The organism is Streptomyces sp. JLBJ103 (genome assembly GCF_058215575.1).
This window is the reverse complement of record NZ_CM177089.1, coordinates 3,859,833-3,882,732: the sequence shown is the minus strand read 5'-3', so window position 1 is coordinate 3,882,732 and position 22,900 is coordinate 3,859,833. Positions and strand designations below refer to the sequence as shown.

Sequence of the window (22,900 nt, the reverse complement as noted above, 5' to 3'; positions counted from 1 at the left end):
ATGGCGATGAGCAGCGATTCTCAATCCCGTGTCAGATCGGCCACCCAGATGACATTGCAACTGAGAAAATGACACGAGATTTGAGAACCTACAACGATGGCGTCAGGTCTGGGCCATGTCGACGAAGCGCGAGTAGTGGCCCTGGAAGGCGACCGTGATCGTGGCCGTCGGACCGTTACGGTGCTTGGCCACGATCAGGTCCGCCTCGCCCGCGCGCGGGGACTCCTTCTCGTAGGCGTCCTCGCGGTGGAGCAGGATGACCATGTCGGCGTCCTGCTCGATGGATCCACTTTCCCGGAGGTCCGAGACCATCGGCTTCTTGTCGGTGCGCTGCTCGGGGCCACGGTTCAGCTGGGAGAGCGCGATGACCGGCACTTCCAGCTCCTTGGCCAGCAGCTTCAGGTTTCGCGACATGTCCGAGACCTCTTGCTGACGGCTCTCGGGGCGCCGGGCGCCGCCGGACTGCATCAGCTGGAGATAGTCGATGACCACCAGCTGGAGGTCATTGCGCTGCTTCAGCCGACGGCACTTGGCGCGGATCTCCATCATCGACAGGTTCGGTGAGTCGTCGATGTAGAGCGGGGCCTGGGAGACATCCGGCATCCGGCGGGCCAGCCGCGTCCAGTCCTCGTCGGTCATGCTGCCGGAGCGCATATGGTGCAGCGCCACCCGGGCCTCGGCGGACAGCAGACGCATCGCGATCTCGTTGCGCCCCATCTCCAGCGAGAAGATGACGCTGGGCATGTTGTTCTTGATGGAGCAGGCGCGCGCGAAGTCCAGCGCCAGGGTGGACTTACCCATGGCGGGACGCGCGGCGATGACGATCATCTGGCCCGGGTGCAGACCGTTGGTCAGCGAGTCGAGGTCGGTGAACCCGGTGGGCACTCCGGACATCTGACCGCTGCGCGAACCGATCGCCTCGATCTCGTCGAGCGCGCCTTCCATGATGTCGCCGAGCGGCAGATAGTCCTCGCTGGTGCGCTGCTCGGTGACGGCGTAGATCTCCGCCTGGGCGTTGTTGACGATCTCATCGACATCGCCGTCCGCCGCGTATCCCATCTGGGTGATGCGGGTACCGGCCTCGACCAGACGGCGCAGTACCGCGCGCTCATGGACGATTTCCGCGTAGTACTCGGCGTTGGCGGCGGTGGGGACCGACTGGACGAGGGTGTGGAGATACGAGGCGCCGCCCACCCGGGCGATCTCACCGCGCTTGGTCAGCTCCGCGGCGACCGTGATCGGGTCGGCCGGTTCGCCCTTCGCGTACAGGTCCAGGATGGCCTGGTAGACGGTCTCGTGGGCGGGGCGGTAGAAGTCATGGCCCTTCAGGACCTCCACCACATCGGCGATGGCGTCCTTGGAGAGCAGCATGCCGCCGAGCACGGACTGCTCGGCGTCGAGGTCCTGCGGCGGAACGCGCTCGAAACCGGCGCCCTCCCAGGCGCTTCCCCCGTCTCCGTCGCGCCCGCGCTCATGCTGGTCGCCACGGCCCCGGCCGCCGCCCTCACCGCGCCCGAACCGGGGGGAGGGGAATCGCTCGGCCGGACCGGAGTCCGCCCACGGGTCGTCCATGGGCTCGGGCACGCTCACCCCGCCACCTCCTCCCGTCCGCGGTAGGAACCTCGCCGTGTCCTCTTTCATAGAGCACGGCTACGACATAACTGAGCGGCCGGCTTCCGGTCACGACGCGTCGAGTTCCGGTGGATTCGAGGGACGGAAACGGTGGCGGGCGCCGGACCACGGTAGGCCCGTGGGGACCGCCAGCCAACTTGGTTATCCACAGGCCATGTGGATGATGTGAGTCATCCTGTGGAGAACTCCCGTGAACCTGTGCACGGGTCGGGGGACAGCGCTGTGGACAAACACACAATCACCCTGAAGTCACCCGCCTGACCTGCGGTTTCTCTATCCAGGGGCTGTGCAGAAGAAAAACTTTCGCACCCGGCGCAAGATCACGACAAAGGGCGCAGAGGAGAGCGCTGCGAGCGCCGTCATGTAAGGACTGCAAACACCTTGCATCTCTTACCTGTGGAAGATTACATTGCCCTCATGACACAGGCCCCCACGAGTACCCGGAGCACTACTCGGAGCAGCGTCCGGCGCCATGACCGCGAGATCCTCGCACTCGCCGTACCCGCCTTCGGGGCACTCGTGGCGGAGCCCCTCTTCCTCATGGTCGACAGCGCCGTGGTCGGTCATCTGGGCACCGCCCAGCTCGCCGGGTTCGGGGTGGCCGCCGCCCTGCTGTCCACCGCTGTCAACGTCTTTGTCTTCCTCGCTTATGCCACCACCGGGGCCGTGGCCCGCCGCGTCGGCGCGGGCGATCTGGCCGGAGCCATCCGCCAGGGCATGGACGGCATCTGGCTGGCCCTGCTGCTGGGCGCGGTAGTTGTCGCCCTCACATTTCCGGCCGCCCCCGCGCTGGCCGAACTCTTCGGCGCCTCCGACACGGCAGCCCCGTACGCCACCACCTATCTGCGTATCAGCGCCCTCGGCATACCGGCGATGCTCGTGGTGCTCGCCGCCACCGGGGTGCTTCGCGGCCTCCAGAACACCCGCACCCCGCTGTACGTGGCCGTCGGAGGCTTCGCGGCCAACGCCGCGCTGAACGCCACCCTGGTCTATGCGGCCGGGCTCGGTATCGCGGGCTCCGCCTGGGGCACGGTGATCGCTCAGAACGCCATGGCCGCCGTCTATCTCGTTGTGGTCGTCCAGGGAGCCCGGAGGCACGACACCTCACTGCGGCCCGACGCCGCCGGGATCAGAGCCTGCGCCCATGCCGGAACGCCGCTGCTGATCCGAACCCTCTCGCTGCGGGCGGTGATGCTCATCGCCACGGCGGTGGCGGCGCGTCTCGGCGATGCCGATATCGCCGCGCATCAAGTCGTGCTCAGCCTGTGGACCCTGCTGGCCTTCGCGTTGGACGCCATCGCCATCGCGGGCCAGGCCATCATCGGGCGCTATCTGGGGGCGGGCGACGCCGAGGGGGCCCGCGCCGCCTGCCGTCGCATGGTGCAGTGGGGTGTGATCTGCGGGGTGCTTCTCGGAGTGCTGGTGATCGCGTCCCGGCCGCTGTTCATCCCGCTGTTCACGACCGATCCCGTGGTACGGGACACCCTGCTGCCCGCCCTGCTGGTCGCGGCCGTCACCCAGCCGATCTCGGGTGTGGTGATGGTGCTCGACGGCGTGCTGATGGGCGCGGGCGACGGTCCGTATCTCGCCTGGGCGATGCTGATCACGCTGGCGGTCTTCGCCCCGGCGGCGCTGCTGGTCCCCGCGCTCGGCGGAGGACTCACCGCCCTGTGGTGGACCATGACCCTGATGATGGCGGTCCGTATGGTCACCCTGTGGCTGCGAGCCCGCTCCGGCCGCTGGATCGTCACCGGCGCCGTCCGCGCCTGATCGGATGGCCGGGCCCGCGCCCGCGAGACGGCGGAGGACCTTGACCTCGCCGCGGCGGCGGACCTGGACCACCGGACGACAACCACGCATCAACCCGATGCCGCCGGCGGAAGGTACACACCCCGCACAGCACGGAACCCAAAGCGCTCCCCACAGCGGAGGGCCGCACCCCCCCACGGGGATGCGGCCCTCTCTTACGCTCAGTGGAGCGCCAGGGTCACGCGGCGACGACCTCGACGCCAACCTTGGCGGCAACCTCGGCGTGCAGACGCACGGACACCTGGTGAGCGCCCAGGGTCTTGATCGGCGACGGCACCTCGATACGGCGCTTGTCCACGTCCGGGCCACCCGCGTCCTTGATCGCCGAGGCGATGTCGGCCGGGGTGACGGAGCCGAACAGACGGCCGGCGTCGCCCGCACGGGTCTTCAGCTGCACCTTGACGCCCTCGAGCTGAGCCTTGACCTCGTTGGCCTGCTCAATCGTGGCGATCTCGCGGATGCGACGACCGCGGCGGATCTGCTCGACGTCCTTCTCGCCACCCTTGGTCCAGCGGATCGCGAGACCGCGCGGAACCAGGTAGTTACGGGCGTAACCGTCCTTGACGTCCACGACGTCACCGGCGGCACCGAGGCCGGAGACCTCGTGGGTGAGGATGATCTTCATGAATCGGTCACCCTTCCCTTATCGCGCGGTGGAGGTGTAGGGCAGCAGCGCCATCTCACGGCTGTTCTTCACGGCCGTGGCGACGTCACGCTGGTGCTGGGTGCAGTTGCCGGTGACCCGGCGGGCACGGATCTTGCCGCGGTCGGAAATGAACTTCCGCAGCAGGTTCGTGTCCTTGTAGTCGACGTAGGAGATCTTCTCCTTGCAGAACACGCAAACCTTCTTCTTAGGCTTGCGAGCAGGCGGCTTCGCCATTGTCTCTCTCCAGTGTGATCAAGAAGTTTGTGCTGGTCGCCCGGACCAGGCCACGCGTTGTTTCACGTGAAACCGCGTGAAACAACGCCCACGGGCCTAGAAGGGCGGCTCGTCCGAGTAGCCGCCGGAGTTGCCGGAGCCGCTGGAGCCGCCGCCCCAGCCACCGCCGCCGCCCTGGCCGCCACCGGCGGGTGCGCCGGTCGCCCAGGGGTCGTCGGCCGGAGCGCCGCCGCCCTGCTGCTGGCCGCCGCCGGGGCCACCGCCCCAGCCACCGCCGCCGCCCTGGCCGCCACCGCCGCCGTAGCCACCCTGTCCACCGCGTCCGGTGGTCTTGGTGACCTTGGCTGTGGCGTTGCGCAGGCTGGCGCCGACCTCATCGACATCCAGCTCGTAGACCGTGCGCTTGATCCCCTCGCGGTCCTCGTACGACCGCTGCTTCAGACGGCCCTGCACGATCACGCGCATACCGCGCTGAAGCGACTCGGCCACGTTTTCCGCGGCCTGACGCCACACCGAGCACGTGAGGAAGAGGCTCTCGCCGTCCTTCCACTCGTTGGTCTGCCGGTCGAACGTACGGGGAGTGGACGCGACGCGGAACTTCGCGACCGCCGCACCGGAGGGGGTGAAACGCAGCTCGGGATCGTCGACGAGATTGCCGACGACCGTGATGACGGTCTCGCCTGCCATTGGGGTACCTCTCGGCGTACTGCTGGGCTGCTTGCTACTCGTTGCGATACGGCCCGGAGACCGATGAACGCCTCAGCGCTCAGTGGGTCTCGGGACGGAGGACCTTGGTCCGGAGGACCGACTCGTTCAGGTTCAGCTGGCGGTCGAGCTCCTTGACGACCGCAGGCTCGGCCTGGAGGTCGATGACCGAGTAGATGCCCTCGGGCTTCTTCTTGATCTCGTACGAGAGACGACGACGGCCCCAGGTGTCGACCTTCTCGACCTTGCCGTTGCCCTCACGGACCACGGAAAGGAAGTTCTCGATCAGCGGGGAGACAGCGCGCTCCTCGAGATCGGGGTCGAGGATGACCATCACCTCGTAGTGACGCATGTGGAACCCACCTCCTCTGGACTCAGCGGCCACGGTCGTTCCGTGGCAGGAGGGTCGTAATGCGTTCCGCGACAGTGCCTGTGCAGACACCACCGCAGACGGTACACACTACCCGCCTACTGCCTCCCGCTTGAAATCCGGGCGACTCACACCGCAATCTGTACACATCGGATGTGAGCGGCGTTACAGTTCGCCGCCCTGCCTTATGGGCCTACCTGGAGGTGCCCCATGGCACAGGCAGCACGACCGCGGCACGGCTTGCTCTCCTTCCTGGACACCGACGGCAAGTCGCACCCCGTCGAGAACACGCTCGCCGTGACCACTCTGGCGATCGGCGTGATCGCCTTTGTGACGGCTCATTTCACCGGCCTACACCTGCTCAGCTCATGGGCCGGGCTGGTCGGGATGATCGCTGGTCTCTGGGGCCAGCTGATCTCCGCGACCACCGGCGAGCGCTTCCTGTTGATCATCGGACTCGGTGCCTCCGCCGTGGGCTTCTACCTCGGTATGGCGCACGGAGGGCTCTTCGGCGGCCTCCTCGGCTGATCCCGGCCGGGCCCGGGTTGCCCCCGGGCCCAAACGGGGCACGTCCCGGTCGCAGTAGGCTTCGGCGCGAGAGCCGGAGCCCCGACCATGGGGACAAACCTGCCGAGGAGCGCCCCGCATGAGCCTGACCCTGAGGACGATCAGCCGAGAGCAGCATCTGGCATATATCCAGAGCCTGCCCTCGGCCAGCCACATGCAGGTCCCGGCATGGGCTGACGTCAAGTCGGAATGGCGCTCGGAGAACCTCGGCTGGTTCGACGCGACCGGCCAACTCGTCGGCGTGGGCCTCGTCCTCTACCGCCAGCTGCCCAAGATCAAGCGATATCTCGCCTATCTTCCCGAGGGCCCGGTCATCAACTGGTACGCGCCCAACCTCGAGGACTGGCTGCGCCCGATGCTCGCCCACCTCAAGCAGCAGGGTGCGTTCTCCGTGAAGATGGGCCCGCCGGTGGTCATCCGCCGCTGGGACGCCACCGCGATCAAGTCCGGTATTCAGAACCCGGATGTGAAGCGGCTGCGCGATGTCGAGGCCACCCATATCGAGCCACGCGCCTTCGAGGTCTCCGACCGGCTGCGGCGGATGGGCTGGCAGCAGGGCGAGGACGGCGGTGCCGGCTTCGGTGACGTCCAGCCGCGCTATGTCTTCCAGGTGCCGCTGGAGAACCGCTCCCTGGAGGATGTCCACAAGAGCTTCAACCAGCTGTGGCGCCGCAACATCAAGAAGGCCGAGAAGGCCGGTGTGGAGGTCGTCCAGGGCAGCTACGAGCACTTGGGCGAGTGGCAGCGGCTGTACGAGATCACCGCGGAGCGCGACCGCTTCCGTCCCCGCCCGCTCAGCTACTTCCAGCGCATGTGGACGACCCTCAACTCCGAGGACCCCAACCGCATGCGGCTGTACTTCGCGATGCACGAGGGCGAGGCCGTGGCCGCCGCCACCATGCTCATCGTCGGCGGCCATGTCTGGTACTCCTACGGCGCCTCCGCCAACCACAAGCGCGAGGTCCGGCCCTCGAACGCGATGCAGTGGCGGATGCTCCGCGACGCCTACGCGCTCGGCGCGACCGTCTACGACCTCCGCGGCATCAGCGACTCGCTCGACGAGACCGACCACCTTTTCGGACTGATCCAGTTCAAGGTCGGCACGGGCGGGCAGGCTGCCGAGTACCTCGGCGAGTGGGACTTCCCCCTCAACAAGCTGCTCCACAAGGCGCTTGACATCTACATGTCCCGCCGCTGACCCCGATTTCCTGCTTCCCCACAAACGCTGCATACCTCCAATACACCGCGGCAACGAGAAAGGTTCCGGGACCGGCCAATGGCGCTCACCCTCTACGTCGACACCGCGCGCTGGCGGGCGCATCAGCAGACTGTGCTTCAGCAGTTCCCGGGGATCGTCCCGGTCTGCAAGGGCAACGGCTACGGCTTCGGCCACGAGCGGCTCGCCGAGGAGGCCGCCCGTATCGGTGCCGACATCCTCGCGGTCGGGACCACCTACGAGGCCGCCCGGATGAAGGACTTCTTCAGCGGTGACCTCCTGGTGCTCACCCCGTTCCGCCGAGGGGAGGAGCCGGTACCGCTGCCGGACCGGGTGATCCGGTCGGTCTCCTCGGTCGACGGTGTCTACGGCCTCGTGAACGCACGCGTGGTCATAGAGGTCATGAGCAGCATGAAGCGCCATGGCATCACCGAGCAGGACCTGCCGCAGCTCCACGCCGCGATAGAGAACGTCCGGCTGGAAGGCTTTGCCATACACCTCCCGCTCGACCGCACCGACGGCATCGACGCGGTCGAGGAGGTCATCCACTGGATGGACCGACTGCGGGCGGCGCGGCTGCCGCTGCACACCATGTTCGTCAGCCACCTCAAGGCCGATGAACTGGCACGGCTCCAGCAGCAGTTCCCGCAGACCCGCTTCCGGGCGCGCATCGGCACCCGGCTGTGGCTGGGTGACCACGAGTCGACCGAGTACCGTGGCTCCGTGCTTGATGTGACCCACGTGGCCAAGGGGGACCGCTTCGGCTACCGCCAGCAGAAGGCGGCTTCGGACGGCTATCTGGTGGTCGTCGCGGGCGGTACCTCGCACGGCGTCGGTCTGGAGGCACCCAAGGCGCTGCACGGGGTGATGCCCCGCGCCAAGGGTGTCGCGCGCGCCGGTCTGGCGACCGTCAACCGCAATCTGTCCCCGTTCGTCTGGTCGGGCAAGCAGCGCTGGTTCGCCGAACCGCCGCATATGCAGGTGTCGATCCTGTTCGTGCCGGGCGATGTCCCGGCGCCGCAGGTGGGGGATGAGCTGGTGGCCCATCTGCGGCACACCACCACGCAGTTCGACCGGCTGCTCGACCGCTGAGCCCTCGTCGCCGGGACCGGGCTCCTCGGGGAGCCCGGTCCCGGCCGTACGAGAAGCTCAGTCCCGTCCGGCGCCCCACTTGATCATCGCGGCGGCCTCGTACTGCGCGGTGCGCCGGGCCTCCCCCAGCACGAACACATCCGGCGCCCGGTCCAGCACGCCTCCCGACGGATCGTCCGACCCGTCCTGGCGTACCGGGTCCCGGTCGGGCACCAGCGCGTCCCGCACCACCATTGCGCACAGATAGAGCGTGCCCAGCAGATGCAGGGCGATCGCCAGCTGGTACCCCTCGGGGGGCAGTCCTCGATGCTGATCACCGCTGCCGGTGTACGCGAGGTACATCCAGATCCCGAGGAAATACATCACCTCGCACGCCTGCCACACCAGGAAGTCCCGCCAGCGCGGCCGCGCCAGGGCCGCCAGCGGGATCAGCCACAGCACGTACTGCGGTGAGTAGACCTTGTTGGTGAGCACGAACGCCGCGACGATCAGGAAGGCGAGCTGGGCCAGCCGCGGGCGCCGCGGGGCGCACAGCGCGAGGGCCGCCACGCCGGCGCAGGCCAGCACCATCAGCGCGGTGGCATAGGTGTTGACGTCGTCCATAGGACTGCCGCTGCGCTGCGAGATGATCAGCCACAGCGACCCGAAGTCCACGGGCCGCTCCTGGCTGAAGGTGTAGAACATCGTCCAGCCCTCGCGCAGCTGCGGTCCACCGCCGTGCCAGCTGACCATCACGGGGACGTTCACCAGCAGCCAGGCCCCCACGGCCCCGCCCGTCGCCGACCAGAAGGCCCGCCATCGCCCCGCGCGCAGACACAGCAGGAACAGCGGCCCGAGCAGCAGCACCGGATAGAACTTCGCGGCGGTCGCCAGCCCGAGCAGGATCCCGGCCTTCAGCGGACGGCCGCGCGACCACATGAGCATGGCCGCGGCCGTGAGGGCGACCGCGAACAGGTCCCAGTTGATGGTGGCGGTCAGCGCGAAGGCGGGGGCCAGGGCGACGAACAGCCCGTCCCAGGGGCGCCGCCGATGGGTACGGGTCACGCACACCGCCATGACCGCGGCGCAGACCATCAGCATGCCCGCGTTGACCATCCAGTAGATCTGCTCGCGGTGCTGCATGGCGCTCTGGCTCGTGCCGTGGCCCGGGGTGAGCCAGGAGGCGACCTCCATGAAGAGCCCGGTGAGCACCGGGTACTCCAGGTATTCCATCCCGCCCGAGATCTTCCGCGGAATGGAGTTGAAGTACGGGACGAGGTTGTCCGCGAAGCCCCGGCCGCTGTAGAGGTGCGGGATGTCGGAGTAGCAGGCATGGGTGTACTGGGTGGTGGCACCGAAGAACCAGCCGCCGTTGTAGCACGGCAGCTTCTGCACCATGCCCAGGGCGAACATCCCGATGGCGACGAGCGCGATGATCCGCACCGGCGTCCACCAGCTGGTGCCGAGCAGCGCCCGGCGCCCGGCCGGACCGCCGATCACCTCGCTGGCCGCCGCGGCGACCGAGTCCTCGGCGGTCGGCCGTACGGGCTGGGCCTGTGGGTCCTCGCGCACGCTCATGGAGCCATCCTGCCGTACGGCCCACAAGGGTGGTGCCAGGACCGCCCGGGCGGTCCTGAGCGGCCCCAGGAGACCACGGGAAGCCCGCGGAAGGGCCTGGCGGCCGTACGTGGACCCTCGACCCATCGGCCGGGAGAAGGGCCGCCAGCAGCCCGATGGGGCGCGGAAGGGCCCGGAACGGCGGCGGCCGCGCCGGAGCGGAATGCGCTCCGGCGCGGCCGCCGGTTCGGGTGAGAGGCGGAGGGAGGAGCTATTCCTCCCTGCGGTAGCCGGTCGGGCCACCGAAGATGCCGCCGTTCGCGTCACCGGGTGGTGTTGTACTCGGCGTGGGTGACTCGCCCCCTGGACCGCCGCCCGGGCCTCCGCCCGGACCGCCGTTGTTTCCTCCGTTGCCGTTGGCCCCGCCGTCGTTGCACTTGATGTCCAACGGGTCACAGGTCTCGGTGGGGGACTGACTCTCGGAGGGCGTCTCCGACGGCGTCTCCGAGGGCGTCTCCGACGGAGTCTCCGAGGGCGTCTCGGACGGCGTCTCCGTGGGCGTCGGGCTCGGGCTCGCATCGTTGCCGAAGACCTTCTCGCCGATCGGCTGGGCCGCCGGGAAGCTCTTGGCCGGCTTGCCCTTCATGGCCTCGCGCATGTAGTCGGCCCAGATCTCGGCCGGGTACGACGCTCCGTGGATCGACTCCTGGCCGCCCACGCCGCGCATGGAGAGGAACTTCTGGCTCTTGGCCTTGTCGTTCACCCGCCACATGCCGATCGCCGTGGACAGCTGCGGGGTGTAGCCGGAGAACCACGCCGACTTGTTCTCGTCGGTGGTACCGGTCTTGCCCGCCACCGGGCGGCCGATCTGCGCCGAGGTGCCGGTGCCCTTCTGGACGACGTTCTCCAGGACGTCGGTGACGTTGTTCGCCACGTTCGCATCGAAGGCCCGGGTGCGCTTGGCCTTCTCCTTGTGGTTGTAGACCTCGCCGTCCTTGTCGTTGATCTTCTCGACCGAGTACGGCTCGGCCTGCTGGCCGCTGGCCGCGAAGGTCGCGTACGCCCCGGCGAGCCGGATGGCACTGGGCGCGGAGGTTCCCAGGGAGAAGCTCGGCGTGATCTCGGACAGCTGCTCCTTGGCGAGACCCGCCCGCAGCGCCGCGTCCCGCACCTTGTCGGTGCCGACGTCCATGCCCAGCTGGATGTAGGGCGTGTTCACCGAGAACTGCATCGCGGTGCGCAGGGTGATGCGGCCCTTGTCCTCGTCACCGTCGTTTCGCTGGTGCCACTCCTTGTTGTGCTTGTCGCGCCAGATCTCTCCGTTGTAGTCGCGCAGGGTGAGCTTGTTGTCACCGTTGTAGACACTGCTCGGTGAGACCAGGGTGCGCTGGGAGGCGGGCTGCTCTCTTCCGCCCTGCGGATCCCGTTTTCCGTCGGTCATCGCCGCGGCCAGGACGAAGGGCTTGAAGGTCGACCCCACCTGAACACCGGTGTAGTCGGCGTTGTTGCGATAGTGCTCCAGCGCGTTCTTGCCACCGTAGATGGCCATGATCTTGCCCGTCTTGGGCTCCACCGAGGCACCGCCGAACTGCACATACCTGTCGCGGGCGCGCTTCGTATCGAGGTTCTCCTTGGACACCTTCTCGACGGCCTTCTTGAGCTGGCCGACCTTCGTGCGGTCGAAGGTGGTGTGGATCTGATAGCCGCCCCGGTCCAGCTCCGTTTTGGAGATTCCGGTTTTGGCGACGATGTAGTTGTCGGCCAGTTCGGTCAGATAGCCGATCTGGCCCTGCTTGTTCGTCGCGACCTGCGGATCCCGCGGATTCGGGAAGCCCTTGGCGATCCACTTCTCGGCCTCGGCCTCGGACATCTTGCCCACCTGGGCCTCACGCCTGAGGATCCAGCCCCAGCGCGCCTTGGCCCGCTTCAGGTTGGCGGACTTGTCGGCGTTGGGGCCGTAGCCGCCGTTCGGGTCGTAGAGGTTCGGACCGTTCAGCGTCGCGGCGAGGAAGGCCGACTCACTGGGCGTCAGTTTCCCGCAGTCCTTGTCGTAGTACGCGCGGGCCGCGGCCTGGCAGCCGTAGGCGCCGCGTCCGTAGTACGCGGTGTTGAGGTACCCGGCGAGAATGTCGGGCTTCTTCTGGGTGGCGCCCACCTTTATGGAGATGAACAGCTCCTTGACCTTACGCGTCAGCGTCTGCGACTGGTCCAGATAGGTGTTCTTGACGAACTGCTGGGTGATGGTCGAACCACTCTGTGTCGCACCGCCGCGCGCCATGTTGACGACCGCGCGCGCGATACCCATCGGGTCGACGCCGGAGTCCTGGTAGAAGCTGGCGTTCTCCGCGGAGATCACCGCGTTCTGCATGGACTCCGGGATCTGGCTGAGCGGCACGATCTGGCGGTTGAGGTCACCGCCGCCCGAGACCACCATCTGCTTGCCGTCCGCCCAGTAGTACACGTTCTTCTGGGTCTTGGACGCGGCCTGGGCGGTGGGCACCTCCACCAGCCAAATCCCTATGCCCACGGCGCCGAGAAGCACCGCGAAGAAGAAGATGAAGGTGCCCGTCACCAGCCTCCAGGACGGGACCCAGCGCCGGAAGCCCGACTTGCCCGCCCGGGGGTAGTCGATGAAGCGCTTCTTGGGGGGCTGACCGCTGCCACGGCCCGCGCCCGGATCGGCCGCTCGTCTGCGGCCACCGCCACGCTGGGCGGCTCGCCGGGCGTCCGCCCGGCTACCCACGGGACGCTCTTCCCCGCGCCGGCCGGACCCCGACCCGCTGGCGGAATGATGCGTCGGTGCTGCGCGACGGCCGGACGACTGTTGTCCGGCTCGCCGAGCCGCTGCTCGTCCACCGCCCTGGGGTTGTGGCGGCTTGCGACGGTGCTCGCTCATGGAACGACTACTCCTCGGGCAGGCTCTATCGCCTGAAAGCGGCAGATGGCTTCCGGTCCCCCCAATGTGCAATCCGGCTACGCGGGGCAACCGGACGCACTGCATCCGGGACGACGACGCATCGGAGCGTCGCATGGTTCCCGTTGGTCTGCATGGCGAACAGAGTACGCACGGTCAAAACCCACCCACCCGCCATGTTCACTCCATAACCGTCAGATTGAGTCCCACGAATTGATGATGTGACGCCGTTCACCGTGGTCCCTCTTGTCCCACCAGGATCGTGGTTCTATCGTCTGGATGTATCGAGCCGATACATCAGCTCGGCATAGTGGCTCAGGAGACAGGGGAGGCGGACATGAGCAGACGCTCCGGCGTGCTCGAGTTCGCCGTCCTCGGCCTGCTCCGCGAGTCTCCGATGCACGGATATGAGCTGCGGAAACGCCTCAACACCTCGCTCGGGGTGTTCCGTGCGTTCAGTTATGGCAGCCTCTACCCCTGCCTCAAGACGCTGGTCGCCAACGGCTGGTTGATCGAGGAGCCCGGCAGCGCCCCCGAGGAAGCCCTCGCGGCGACCCTCGCCGGGCGCAGGGCGAAGATCGTCTACAGATTGACCGCGGAGGGCAAGGAGCGCTTCGAGGAGCTGCTCGCCCACACCGGGCCGGACGCCTGGGAGGACGAACACTTCGGCGTCCGTTTCGCCTTCTTCGGTCAGACGTCACGTGATGTGCGGATGCGGGTGCTGGAAGGACGGCGCAGCCGTCTCGAGGAGCGTCTGGAGAAGATGCGTGCCTCCCTCGCCCGCACCCGTGAGCGCCTGGACGACTACACCCTCGAATTGCAGCGCCATGGGATGGAGTCGGTGGAGCGCGAGGTCCGCTGGCTGAACGAGCTGATCGAGAGCGAGCGGACCGGGCGCGATCAGCGCAGCGGTACCGCCGGGCAGGACCGGACACCGGAGCAGGAGCCGGACCGGTCGCCGCATCAGGACCAGTCAGGAGATACGGGCGGCCTGCCCCGGCACCGGGGTGGTTCCCGGCCGGATCCGTCCGATGACACCGCCATATGAGGCCCCCGCAATCCGAGCAGGGCTTCGTCCAGTACACACAGGGAGCAACCGGAATGGGTTCGGTTCGTGTAGCCATCGTCGGCGTGGGCAACTGCGCCGCCTCGCTGGTGCAGGGCGTCGAGTACTACAAGGATGCCGACCCGGACACCCGCGTGCCGGGTCTGATGCACGTGCAGTTCGGCGAGTACCACGTCCGCGACGTGGAGTTCGTGGCCGCGTTCGACGTGGACGCGAAGAAGGTCGGCCTGGATCTCGCCGACGCCATCGGCGCCAGCGAGAACAACACCATCAAGATCTGCGATGTGCCGTCCACCGGCGTCACGGTCCAGCGCGGCCACACGCTCGACGGTCTGGGCAAGTACTACCGCCAGACCATCGACGAGTCCGAGGAGACCCCTGTCGACATCGTGCAGGTCCTCAAGGACAAGCAGGTCGACGTTCTGGTCTGCTACCTGCCGGTGGGTTCCGAGGACGCCGCGAAGTTCTACGCGCAGTGCGCCATCGACGCCAAGGTCGGCTTCGTCAACGCGCTCCCGGTGTTCATCGCCGGTACCAAGGAGTGGGCGGACAAGTTCACCGAGGCCGGTGTGCCGATCGTCGGTGACGACATCAAGTCGCAGGTCGGCGCGACCATCACGCACCGCGTGATGACGAAGCTGTTCGAGGACCGGGGCGTCATCCTGGACCGCACCATGCAGCTGAACGTCGGCGGCAACATGGACTTCAAGAACATGCTCGAGCGCGAGCGCCTGGAGTCCAAGAAGATCTCCAAGACGCAGGCCGTCACCTCGCAGATCCCCGACCGGGAGCTCGGCGAGAACAACGTCCACATCGGCCCGTCCGACTACGTGGCCTGGCTGGACGACCGCAAGTGGGCGTACGTCCGTCTCGAGGGCCGCGCGTTCGGAGATGTCCCGCTGAACCTGGAGTACAAGCTCGAGGTCTGGGACTCCCCGAACTCGGCAGGTGTCATCATCGACGCCCTGCGCGCCGCGAAGATCGCCAAGGACCGGGGCATCGGCGGTCCGATCCTCTCCGCCTCCTCGTACTTCATGAAGTCGCCGCCCGTGCAGTACTTCGACGACGAGGCCCGGGAGAACGTGGAGAAGTTCATCAAGGGTGAGGTCGAGCGCTAGGAACATGCTCGCCGCATGATCACGGGCCTTCGGGTAATACACCCGGAGGCCCGTGTGGTGTGTGATGGTGGCGTCATGCCTGTTGTGCGTGATCTCCGCGTACTGCTGCAACTTCGCGACTTCCGCCATCTCCTGGCCGTCCGCTTGCTGTCCCAGTCGGCTGACGGGGTCTACCAGGTCGCGCTGGCGACCTATGTGGTCTTCTCTCCCGAGAAGGAGACCTCCGCCACGGCCATCGCCTCCGCCATGGCGGTGCTGCTGCTCCCGTACTCGCTCCTCGGCCCGTTCGCCGGGGTGCTGCTGGACCGCTGGCGCCGTCGGCAGGTCCTGCTCTACGGCAATCTGCTGCGCTCCGGGCTGGCCGTCGGAACCGCCGTTCTGGTGCTCGCCCAGGTACCGGACGCGCTCTTCTACGTCTCCGCCCTCTCTGTGACGGCCGTGAACCGCTTTGTGCTGGCCGGGCTCTCGGCCGCGCTGCCGCGTGTGGTGGACAGCCCGGAGCGGCTGGTGATGGCCAACTCCCTGTCGCCGACCGCGGGAACGCTGGCGGCCACCCTGGGCGGCATGGTGGCGTTCATCGTCCGTCTGTCGGGCCCGGGCGGCTCCTCCTCGGACGCGCTGGTCGTCCTGCTGGGCGCCGCGCTCTATCTCGCCGCGGGACTCGCGGCACTGGTGATGCCGCTCAATCTGCTGGGCCCTGATCCGGCCGTACTCCAGCCCCGGCTGCGTACCGCACTGCTGAGCACCGCACAGGGTCTGGTCGCGGGGGTGCGGCATCTGCTGAAGCGCCGGGATCCCACTCTGGCGCTGGCCTCGATGACGCTGATGCGCTTCTGCTACGGCGCGCTCACGGTGATGGTGCTGATGCTCTGCCGCTATGAGTGGGCCGGTAACGAGGCCGACGGGCTCGCCCTGCTCGGTCTGGCGGTCGGCGTCTCCGGCGCGGGCTTCTTCGCCGCCGCGTTGATCACCCCATGGGCGGTGGGCCGGCTCAGCGCCATCGGCAGCCACTCCCGCGCCGATGGCCGGCTCTCCTGGATCATGGTGTGCGCGGCAGCGGCCGCTCTTCTGGAACCGGGTCTGGGGCTGCCCTTCGAACCCGCGCCGATGCTCGTCGCCGCTTTCATTCTCGGACTCACCACCCAGGGAGCGAAGATCGCCACTGACACCGTGGTGCAGTCATCGATCGACGATGACTTCCGTGGCCGGATCTTCTCCCTCTATGACGTCCTGTTCAATGTCGCCTTCGTGGGCGCCGCGGGCGTCGCCGCCGTCATGCTGCCGCCCGACGGGGTCTCGTCCCTGCTGGTGGTCTGTGTGGCGCTGCTTTACGCCGCCACGGCGACCCTGGTCCTGTTTCACGTGAAACAGGACCAGGGGAGGACGGGGCAGCGCGATGTTTCACGTGAAACGTAGACCTGCCGTTGCCCTCAGTCCTGCGACTGGGCCGCCCACCACTCCTTGAGCGCGGCAACGGCGGCGTCCCGCTCCATGGGGCCGTTCTCCAGCCGAAGCTCCAGCAGATGCTTATACGCCTTGCCGACCTGCGGCCCGGGGGCGATACCGAGGATCGTCATGATCTCGTTACCGTCCAGGTCCGGGCGGATCGAGTCCAGCTCCTCCTGCTCCTGGAGCCGCGCGATGCGCTCCTCGAGCCCGTCATAGGCGCGGGAAAGCGCCGCCGCCTTGCGCTTGTTGCGGGTGGTGCAGTCCGAGCGGGTCAACTTGTGCAGCCGGTCCAGCAGCGGTCCCGCATCGCGTACATAGCGGCGCACCGCGGAGTCGGTCCACTCGCCCGTGCCATAACCGTGGAAGCGCAGATGCAGTTCAACCAGATGTGAGACGTCCTTCACCATCTCGTTGGAGTACTTCAGCTTGGTCATCCGCGACTTGGTCATCTTGGCGCCCACCACCTCGTGGTGGTGGAAGGAGACCCGGCCGTCCTTCTCGAACCGGCGCGTCCTCGGCTTGCCGATGTCATGCAGCAGGGCCGCCAGCCGCAGCACCAGATCCGGTCCGTCCTCCTCCAGATCGATGGCCTGCTCCAGCACGGTCAGCGAGTGCTCGTAGACATCCTTGTGCCGGTGATGCTCATCACGCTCCAGCCGCAGCGCCGGAAGCTCCGGCAGAACACAGTCGGCGAGCCCGGTATCGACGAGCAACCGCAGCCCCTGGCGCGGACGGGCCCCCAGAACCAGCTTGTTGAGCTCTTCACGCACCCGCTCGGCCGAGACGATCTCGATACGGCCGGCCATGGACGTCATCGCGGCAACGACGTCGGGGGCGACCTCGAAGTCCAACTGAGCGGCGAACCGTGCGGCGCGCATCATCCGCAGCGGATCGTCGGAGAAGGACTCCTCGGGCGTTCCCGGCGTTCGCAGCACTCGGGCGGCCAGGTGCTCCAGGCCGTTGTGCGGGTCGATGAACTCCTTCTGCGGGAGCGCCACCGCCATTGCGTTCACGGTGAAGTCCCGACGGATCAGGTCCTCCTCGATGGAGTCTCCGTAGGACACCTCAGGCTTCCGAGATGTCCGGTCATAGGCTTCTGACCGATACGTCGTAATTTCAATCTGAAAGCTCTGCTGTGACCCGTTTCCGCTGGGAGCGTCCTTCCGGCAGCCGACCGTGCCAAAGGCGATGCCGACCTCCCAGAGAGCGTCCGCCCAGGGACGGACGATCTTCAGTACGTCGTCGGGCCGGGCATCCGTCGTGAAGTCCAGGTCATTACCGAGGCGGCCGAGCAGCGCGTCCCGGACCGAGCCGCCGACGAGGGCCAGCCGGAAACCGGCCTGCTCGAACCGGCGGGCGAGATCGTCAGCGACGGGAGAGACCCTCAGCAATTCGGCCACGGCACGGCGCTGCACCTGGCTGAGCTCATTGGTCGACTGCGGGGATCGGCTGTCATTGTTGGCATTCGGCACAACAGCACAGGGTACGTGGCCGCGCGCCTCGGAGCCTCCAGATGATGGGCGCAACCGATCCCGTAACGATCTTGTGGAGCTCTCCACAGCACTTCGTCACAGCGGGCATCGTTACCATTCCGTGGACGCACATTGCGACGACCACTGACGACCACTGACGACGAGGGACGGGCGAGCGCGTGGCCGATGCGGCAGACCACCGGGGGACCACTTCCGCTCGTGCCCGTCGATGGCTGCGGCGCACGGCGGCCTTCCTTGCGGCCGTACCGGTGCTCGCGGGCGCGACGCAGATCCCCGCGTCGCCCGCCGCCCACGCGGCGCCGGCGGAGCACACAGCCGGGACGGCACACACGGCCTCCGTGGCGCTGCCCGAGAGCAAATTCACCCGCTCACACTCCGTGGACGTCTCCATCACCTCGATGACGCCCACCGCGCCGGAGAAGGGCGACACCCTCACGGTCGGCGGAACCGTCACCAACGGCACCAAGACGGCGATCTCCGCCGCCCATGTCGGCCTCCATGTGGGTCAGCCCCTCAACGGCCGCAACGCGATCGACGATGCCGCCCGGCGCACCGGCTACACCCAGGGTGCGGACGGCACCGAGATCGGCGGCAAGTACATCGAGAAGATCGGCAAACTGGCGGCCGGTGCCAGCCGTGACTTCTCTCTCTCCATACCGGTCGACGAGCTGGACCTCGGCCAGGACGGCGTCTATCAGCTCGGGGTCTCCCTGACCGGACAGACGCAGAACCGGCCCTGGCCGCAGGTGCTGGGGATCCGGCGCACCTTCCTCCCCTGGCAGACCAGCGCGGCCGAGAAGAAGTCCCAGCTCACCTTTTTGTGGCCGCTCATCTCCGCCACCCATGTGACCCCTCGTACGGAGAACGACGAGGACCGCACCCCCATCTTCCGTGACGACAGTCTCGTGAAGGAGCTCTCTCCCGGCGGCCGGTTGCAGCAGATGGTGACGTTGGGGAAGAGCCTCCCCATCACCTGGGTGATCGACCCCGATCTGCTCGCCACGGTCGAGGCGATGACCAGGACGTACGAGGTCGAGGACCCCAAGGGCGGGGACGACACCACACCGGGCCGCGGGCAGGCGGTCGCCAAGCAGTGGCTCAACGACCTTCAGAAGGCCGTCGAGGACCATCAGGTGGTCGCGCTGCCCTTCGCCGACCCCGATCTCGCCTCCCTCGCCCACCGCGGCAAGAACTCCGGCGCCCTCGGCCACCTCCAGGACGCCACCGAGCTCGCCTCCTTGACCGTGCAGACCGTCCTCGGGGTGAAGCCGCGCACGGACTTCGCCTGGCCGGTGGACGGAGCGATCGACTCCTCCGTCGTCGATGTCGCCACCTCCGCGGGCGCCCACAACGTCATCGCCCGCAGCGACAGCCTCCGCGAGACCGGCGGCCTCTCCTACACCCCGACCGCGGCCCGGCAGATCGGCGGCGGCAACACGGCGGTGGTCGCCGACGCACGGCTGTCCACCGCCTTCACCGGCGACATGTCCACGCCGCAGAACTCCACACTGGCCATCCAGCGGTTCCTCGCCCAGAGCCAGATGATCAGCCTCCAGGCGCCGGACAGGCAGCGCAGTATCGTCGTCGCGCCGCAGCGGATGCCCACCGCCAGCCAGGCACAGGCGATGGCGGCGGCCCTGAAGGGTCTCCCCGGACAGTGGAGCGAGCCCCTCGACCTGGGCCGGGCCGCGAAGGCCAAGCCCGACCCGAACGCCACCCAGCGGGTGCCCAGCTCCCGCGCGTATCCCCGAGCGCTGCGGAAGCAGGAACTGCCCTCCCAGGCGTTCGACGACATCCAGAAGACGCAGGGCACGCTCGACATGTTCGAGCGGATCCTCACCGCCGAGTACCGGGTGGTCCCCCCCTTCGGGAACGCGATCCGGCGCGACATGTCCACCTCGTGGCGCGGTGAGACCCAGCACGCGACGGGATTCCGGCAAGAGGTGCAGAGCTATCTGTCCGGGCTCACCAAGAAGGTGCGCCTGGTCCCGAAGACGGACATGACGCTGTCCGGGCGGAGCGCCACCATCCCGGTGACCGTGCAGAACAACCTGGTGCAGGGAGTCGAGCTGCGGCTGGTCCTCCGCTCCCAGCAGGGCAACCGCCTGGCGGTCGGCGAACCGCAGGTCGTCACCGTCGAGGGCGGCCACAGCCAGTCCGTGAAGTTCGGCACCACGGCGAACGCGAACGGGCCGGTGTGGGTTTCGGCACAGCTGGAAACCCCGGACGGACAGCCGTACGGCGCCGAGATGAAGTTCCAGGTCAATGTCACCGAGATCACCTCGACCGTCATCCTCGTGATCGCGGGCGGTGTGCTGCTGCTGGTCCTCGCCGGCATCCGGATCTACGTCCAGCGCAAGCGGTCCGCCGCCGACGGCGATGACGAGGGCGATACGGACCTGGACGCCGAAGACGGAGAGAGCCCCGAGGACGCCGGGAGCGAAGCAGCGGAGACCGACGAATGTGACGCGTCACACGCTCTCGTGCCCGAGCAGCCGAGTGACCCGGCGCCGGACACCGGATCGCAAAGCGCTGACCCGTCCGGCTCGGGTGAGAAAGTGGAGCATTGAGCAAAGCCCGGGCCGACCGGCCGCAGCGGACGATGAGGTGGGGTAGCGATGAACGCGCCATATGACGGTGATGGCCAGGGGCCACCACCGCCACAGCCGTCCCCTCACACCCCCCACGACCCGTACGGAACGCAACCGCACCAGCAGGATCCGTATCTGGGCGACGCCCAGGCCCCCGCGGCCGATCCCCGTCAGACGTACGGCCAGACGCACTACACGCAGGATCCCTATCTCCAGGATCCGTACGTCACCGGCACCTACACGCCCTACCCCCACGCGTCCGCCTCGCAGGACGCGTACGGCCATGATCCGCTGACGGATCCGCTGTACGACCGGGCCGCGCCCGCCGCGCCGCCGCAAGGCGGCCATCCTCAGCAGCCCTACCCCCCGCAGGCCGCCGCGCCGCGGGGCCACGATCCGCGTGCCTGGCCGGCCGCGGCCGGCCAGGCACCCGCCGGCCCGCCGCAGCAGCAGTACGCCGACCCCGCGGCCCCGGGATACCCGGGCACGGACGTCGGCGGCGGCTACGGGGCGGGGGAGCAGCCGCAGCGGGATGCCTTCGCACATCTCTACCGCGATCAGCAGCCCTACGAGCCCCGGCCCTCCCAGGGCCACCCGCAGAGCCCCCCGGGCTATCCGTCCGCGCCCGCCCAGGGCCAGGCTCCGGTGCCCGGGCCCGCACGGCCCGAGCGCCCGGCCGACCCCGCGTCGGCGGCCGCGCCCACGGTGGCCGCACCGGTGATCACCGAGCCCGCCGCCGACGAGGCCGCTCCCAAGCGTTCCGGCGGACGTGCAGCAAGCCTGCTCCAGTCCAGTGCGCTGATGGCCGCCGGAACGCTGGTCTCCCGGCTGACCGGCTTCGTCCGGCAGATGGTGATCATCGCGGCGCTCGGCGCTGCGACCCTCGGCGACACCTACGCCGTCGCCTACACCCTGCCGACGATGATCTACATCCTCACCATCGGCGGCGGTCTGAACTCGGTGTTCGTCCCGCAGCTCGTCCGCGCCATGAAGGAGGACGAGGACGGCGGCGTCGCGTACGCCAACCGCCTGCTCACCCTGGTGATGGTGGTCCTCGGCGTCCTGGTGACCGTGGCCGTGTTCGCGGCCCCGCTGCTGGTGCGGATGATGTCCGCCGACATCGCCGACAACCCCCCGGCCAACGAGGTCGCGGTCACCTTCGCCCGTTACTGCCTGCCCACGATCTTCTTCATGGGCGTGCATGTGGTCGTCGGGCAGATCCTCAACGCCCGCGGCCGCTTCGGCGCGATGATGTGGACCCCGGTCCTCAACAACATCGTCATAATCTTCACCTTCGGCCTGTTCATCTACGTGTTCGGCACGGCCAGCAGCTCGAAGATGGAGGTCAGGACCATCACGCCGGAGGGCATCCGGCTGCTCGGTGCCGGCACCCTCCTCGGGCTGGTCGTCCAGGCGCTCGCGATGTTCCCGTATCTGCGCGCCTCGGGGTTCCGGTTCCGGCCGCGCTTCGACTGGCGCGGCCACGGCCTCGGCAAGGCCGCCAAGCTGGCCAAGTGGACCGTCATGTTCGTCCTCGCCAACCAGGTGGGTGTCGTCGTGGTGACCCAGCTGGCCACCTGGGCCGGTTCCAAGGCCGACAACCAGGGCTTCCCCGGCACCGGCTACCTCGGCTACTCCAGCGCGCAGCTCATCTGGGGCATGCCCCAGGCGATCATCACCGTCTCGGTGATGGCCGCCCTGCTGCCCCGGATCTCCCGCGCGGCCGCCGACGGGGACGCGGGCGCGGTCCGTGACGACATCTCACAGGGCCTGCGCACCTCCGCCGTCGCCATCGTGCCGATCTCCTTCGCGTTCGTCGCGCTCGGCATCCCCATGTGCACCCTGCTGTTCGGCGCCTCCGGCACCGAGGCGGCCCAGTCCATGGGCTACATGCTGATGGCCTTCGGCCTCGGCCTGATCCCCTTCTCGGTGCAGTACGTGGTCCTCCGCGGCTTCTACGCCTACGAGGACACCCGCACCCCCTTCTACAACACGGTGATCATCGCCGCCGTGAACGCCGCCGCCTCCGCCCTGTGCTTCGTGGCGCTGCCCGCCCGCTGGGCCGTCGTCGGCATGGCCGCCTCCTACGGGCTGGCCTACACGATCGGCGTAGGCGTGGCGTGGAAGCGCCTGCGCGTCCGTCTGGGCGGCGATCTGCACGGGCGCCATGTCGTGCGCACCTACACCCGTCTCGTGGGCGCCAGCGTCCCCGCAGCCCTCCTCGGCGGTGGGGCGGCCTACACCATCACCCAGTCCCTCGGCTCCGGCCTGACGGGCTCCGTAGCCTCCTTGGCGGGTGGCGGTCTCGTTCTTATCGCGGTCTTCTACATTGCGGCGAAACGGATGCGGATCGAAGAGCTGACGGCCATGGTCGGTATGGTGCGCGGACGACTCGGTCGCTGATCATTGAGCACAACCATCGTCCGCCGTCGTGTGTCGTGCATAGCGGCGGACTGTGGGCA

The 22,900-nt window shown here is 68.1% G+C and carries 17 protein-coding genes; 9 read left to right on the top strand and 8 right to left on the bottom strand.

Translation table 11 applies throughout. The annotated features are described in order from the left end of the window. Positions 1-102: 102 nt before the first annotated feature. Positions 103-1,590, bottom strand: coding sequence for a replicative DNA helicase (dnaB, locus tag AC4BEG_RS16970; protein WP_490706703.1), 1,488 nt, complete (start codon positions 1,588-1,590; stop codon positions 103-105). Between the two features lie 459 nt (positions 1,591-2,049). On the opposite strand from dnaB, the gene AC4BEG_RS16965 reads away from it, so the two are divergent. Next, positions 2,050-3,402 carry an MATE family efflux transporter gene (locus AC4BEG_RS16965; RefSeq protein WP_490706702.1) on the top strand — a complete coding sequence of 451 codons (1,353 nt, stop codon included), beginning with the start codon at positions 2,050-2,052 and terminating at the stop codon, positions 3,400-3,402. Positions 3,403-3,619: 217 nt separating this feature from the next. Here the strand turns inward: AC4BEG_RS16965 and rplI are convergent, their stop codons facing one another. The 4 genes from rplI to rpsF form a co-directional block, all read right to left on the bottom strand. Beyond that, on the bottom strand, positions 3,620-4,066 hold the full coding sequence (gene rplI, locus AC4BEG_RS16960) for a 50S ribosomal protein L9 (RefSeq protein WP_176181834.1): 447 nt from the start codon (positions 4,064-4,066) through the stop codon (positions 3,620-3,622). An 18-nt stretch (positions 4,067-4,084) separates the two neighbouring features. Next, positions 4,085-4,321: a 30S ribosomal protein S18 gene (gene rpsR, locus AC4BEG_RS16955; RefSeq protein ID WP_003978893.1), complete on the bottom strand. Its 237-nt coding sequence runs from the start codon at positions 4,319-4,321 to the stop codon at positions 4,085-4,087. A 96-nt stretch (positions 4,322-4,417) separates the two neighbouring features. Further along, positions 4,418-5,008, bottom strand: a complete 591-nt coding sequence (locus AC4BEG_RS16950) for a single-stranded DNA-binding protein (RefSeq protein WP_490706701.1) — start codon at positions 5,006-5,008, stop codon at positions 4,418-4,420. A 79-nt stretch (positions 5,009-5,087) separates the two neighbouring features. Then, the gene (gene rpsF / locus AC4BEG_RS16945; RefSeq protein ID WP_030827724.1) at positions 5,088-5,378 is read right to left on the bottom strand and encodes a 30S ribosomal protein S6; all 291 of its coding nucleotides are present in this window, start codon (positions 5,376-5,378) and stop codon (positions 5,088-5,090) included. A 228-nt stretch (positions 5,379-5,606) separates the two neighbouring features. On the opposite strand from rpsF, the gene AC4BEG_RS16940 reads away from it, so the two are divergent. The 3 genes from AC4BEG_RS16940 to AC4BEG_RS16930 all read left to right on the top strand — a co-directional run bounded on the left by AC4BEG_RS16940 (position 5,607) and on the right by AC4BEG_RS16930 (position 8,271). Beyond that, entirely contained in the window at positions 5,607-5,924 is a 318-nt protein-coding gene (locus AC4BEG_RS16940; protein ID WP_490706700.1) for a hypothetical protein, read from the top strand. Positions 5,925-6,042: 118 nt separating this feature from the next. Continuing rightward, positions 6,043-7,161 carry a lipid II:glycine glycyltransferase FemX gene (locus tag AC4BEG_RS16935; RefSeq protein WP_490706699.1) on the top strand — a complete coding sequence of 373 codons (1,119 nt, stop codon included), beginning with the start codon at positions 6,043-6,045 and terminating at the stop codon, positions 7,159-7,161. A 78-nt stretch (positions 7,162-7,239) separates the two neighbouring features. Then, positions 7,240-8,271, top strand: a complete 1,032-nt coding sequence (locus tag AC4BEG_RS16930; protein WP_490706698.1) for an alanine racemase — start codon at positions 7,240-7,242, stop codon at positions 8,269-8,271. A 57-nt stretch (positions 8,272-8,328) separates the two neighbouring features. Here the strand turns inward: AC4BEG_RS16930 and AC4BEG_RS16925 are convergent, their stop codons facing one another. Together AC4BEG_RS16925 and AC4BEG_RS16920 are read right to left on the bottom strand one after the other, a co-directional pair. Continuing rightward, positions 8,329-9,828 carry a glycosyltransferase family 87 protein gene (locus AC4BEG_RS16925; protein WP_490706697.1) on the bottom strand — a complete coding sequence of 500 codons (1,500 nt, stop codon included), beginning with the start codon at positions 9,826-9,828 and terminating at the stop codon, positions 8,329-8,331. Positions 9,829-10,078: 250 nt separating this feature from the next. Next, on the bottom strand, positions 10,079-12,703 hold the full coding sequence (locus AC4BEG_RS16920; RefSeq protein ID WP_490706696.1) for a transglycosylase domain-containing protein: 2,625 nt from the start codon (positions 12,701-12,703) through the stop codon (positions 10,079-10,081). Between the two features lie 355 nt (positions 12,704-13,058). Between AC4BEG_RS16920 and AC4BEG_RS16915 the strand changes: the two genes are divergently transcribed. From AC4BEG_RS16915 to AC4BEG_RS16905, 3 genes are all read left to right on the top strand, one after another. Next, positions 13,059-13,769, top strand: coding sequence for a PadR family transcriptional regulator (locus AC4BEG_RS16915; RefSeq protein WP_490706695.1), 711 nt, complete (start codon positions 13,059-13,061; stop codon positions 13,767-13,769). Between the two features lie 53 nt (positions 13,770-13,822). Then, the gene (locus AC4BEG_RS16910) at positions 13,823-14,905 is read left to right on the top strand and encodes an inositol-3-phosphate synthase (RefSeq protein ID WP_490706694.1); all 1,083 of its coding nucleotides are present in this window, start codon (positions 13,823-13,825) and stop codon (positions 14,903-14,905) included. A gap of 75 nt (positions 14,906-14,980) precedes the next feature. After that, positions 14,981-16,321 (top strand): MFS transporter, encoded by a 1,341-nt coding sequence (locus AC4BEG_RS16905; RefSeq protein ID WP_490706693.1) that lies wholly within the window; start codon positions 14,981-14,983, stop codon positions 16,319-16,321. 14 nt (positions 16,322-16,335) lie between these two features. On the opposite strand, the gene AC4BEG_RS16900 is transcribed toward AC4BEG_RS16905, so the two are convergent. Further along, the gene (locus AC4BEG_RS16900) at positions 16,336-17,826 is read right to left on the bottom strand and encodes a CCA tRNA nucleotidyltransferase (RefSeq protein WP_490706692.1); all 1,491 of its coding nucleotides are present in this window, start codon (positions 17,824-17,826) and stop codon (positions 16,336-16,338) included. Between the two features lie 179 nt (positions 17,827-18,005). Between AC4BEG_RS16900 and AC4BEG_RS16895 the strand changes: the two genes are divergently transcribed. Together AC4BEG_RS16895 and murJ are read left to right on the top strand one after the other, a co-directional pair. Further along, positions 18,006-20,417: a DUF6049 family protein gene (locus tag AC4BEG_RS16895; protein WP_490706691.1), complete on the top strand. Its 2,412-nt coding sequence runs from the start codon at positions 18,006-18,008 to the stop codon at positions 20,415-20,417. 48 nt (positions 20,418-20,465) lie between these two features. After that, the gene (murJ, locus tag AC4BEG_RS16890; RefSeq protein ID WP_490706690.1) at positions 20,466-22,841 is read left to right on the top strand and encodes a murein biosynthesis integral membrane protein MurJ; all 2,376 of its coding nucleotides are present in this window, start codon (positions 20,466-20,468) and stop codon (positions 22,839-22,841) included. Positions 22,842-22,900: the final 59 nt, after the last annotated feature.

What these genes read in the sequence shown, in the direction of transcription:
- murJ (WP_490706690.1), top strand. Translation starts at nt 20,466, where the DNA reads ATGAACGCGCCATATGACGGTGATGGCCAGGGGCCACCACCGCCACAG.
- AC4BEG_RS16915 (WP_490706695.1), top strand. Translation starts at nt 13,059, where the DNA reads ATGAGCAGACGCTCCGGCGTGCTCGAGTTCGCCGTCCTCGGCCTGCTC.
- AC4BEG_RS16925 (WP_490706697.1), bottom strand. Translation starts at nt 9,828, where the DNA reads ATGAGCGTGCGCGAGGACCCACAGGCCCAGCCCGTACGGCCGACCGCC.
- rplI (WP_176181834.1), bottom strand. Translation starts at nt 4,066, where the DNA reads ATGAAGATCATCCTCACCCACGAGGTCTCCGGCCTCGGTGCCGCCGGT.
- AC4BEG_RS16930 (WP_490706698.1), top strand. Translation starts at nt 7,240, where the DNA reads ATGGCGCTCACCCTCTACGTCGACACCGCGCGCTGGCGGGCGCATCAG.
- AC4BEG_RS16905 (WP_490706693.1), top strand. Translation starts at nt 14,981, where the DNA reads ATGCCTGTTGTGCGTGATCTCCGCGTACTGCTGCAACTTCGCGACTTC.
- AC4BEG_RS16940 (WP_490706700.1), top strand. Translation starts at nt 5,607, where the DNA reads ATGGCACAGGCAGCACGACCGCGGCACGGCTTGCTCTCCTTCCTGGAC.
- AC4BEG_RS16920 (WP_490706696.1), bottom strand. Translation starts at nt 12,703, where the DNA reads ATGAGCGAGCACCGTCGCAAGCCGCCACAACCCCAGGGCGGTGGACGA.
- rpsR (WP_003978893.1), bottom strand. Translation starts at nt 4,321, where the DNA reads ATGGCGAAGCCGCCTGCTCGCAAGCCTAAGAAGAAGGTTTGCGTGTTC.
- rpsF (WP_030827724.1), bottom strand. Translation starts at nt 5,378, where the DNA reads ATGCGTCACTACGAGGTGATGGTCATCCTCGACCCCGATCTCGAGGAG.
- AC4BEG_RS16950 (WP_490706701.1), bottom strand. Translation starts at nt 5,008, where the DNA reads ATGGCAGGCGAGACCGTCATCACGGTCGTCGGCAATCTCGTCGACGAT.
- AC4BEG_RS16965 (WP_490706702.1), top strand. Translation starts at nt 2,050, where the DNA reads ATGACACAGGCCCCCACGAGTACCCGGAGCACTACTCGGAGCAGCGTC.
- AC4BEG_RS16910 (WP_490706694.1), top strand. Translation starts at nt 13,823, where the DNA reads ATGGGTTCGGTTCGTGTAGCCATCGTCGGCGTGGGCAACTGCGCCGCC.
- AC4BEG_RS16935 (WP_490706699.1), top strand. Translation starts at nt 6,043, where the DNA reads ATGAGCCTGACCCTGAGGACGATCAGCCGAGAGCAGCATCTGGCATAT.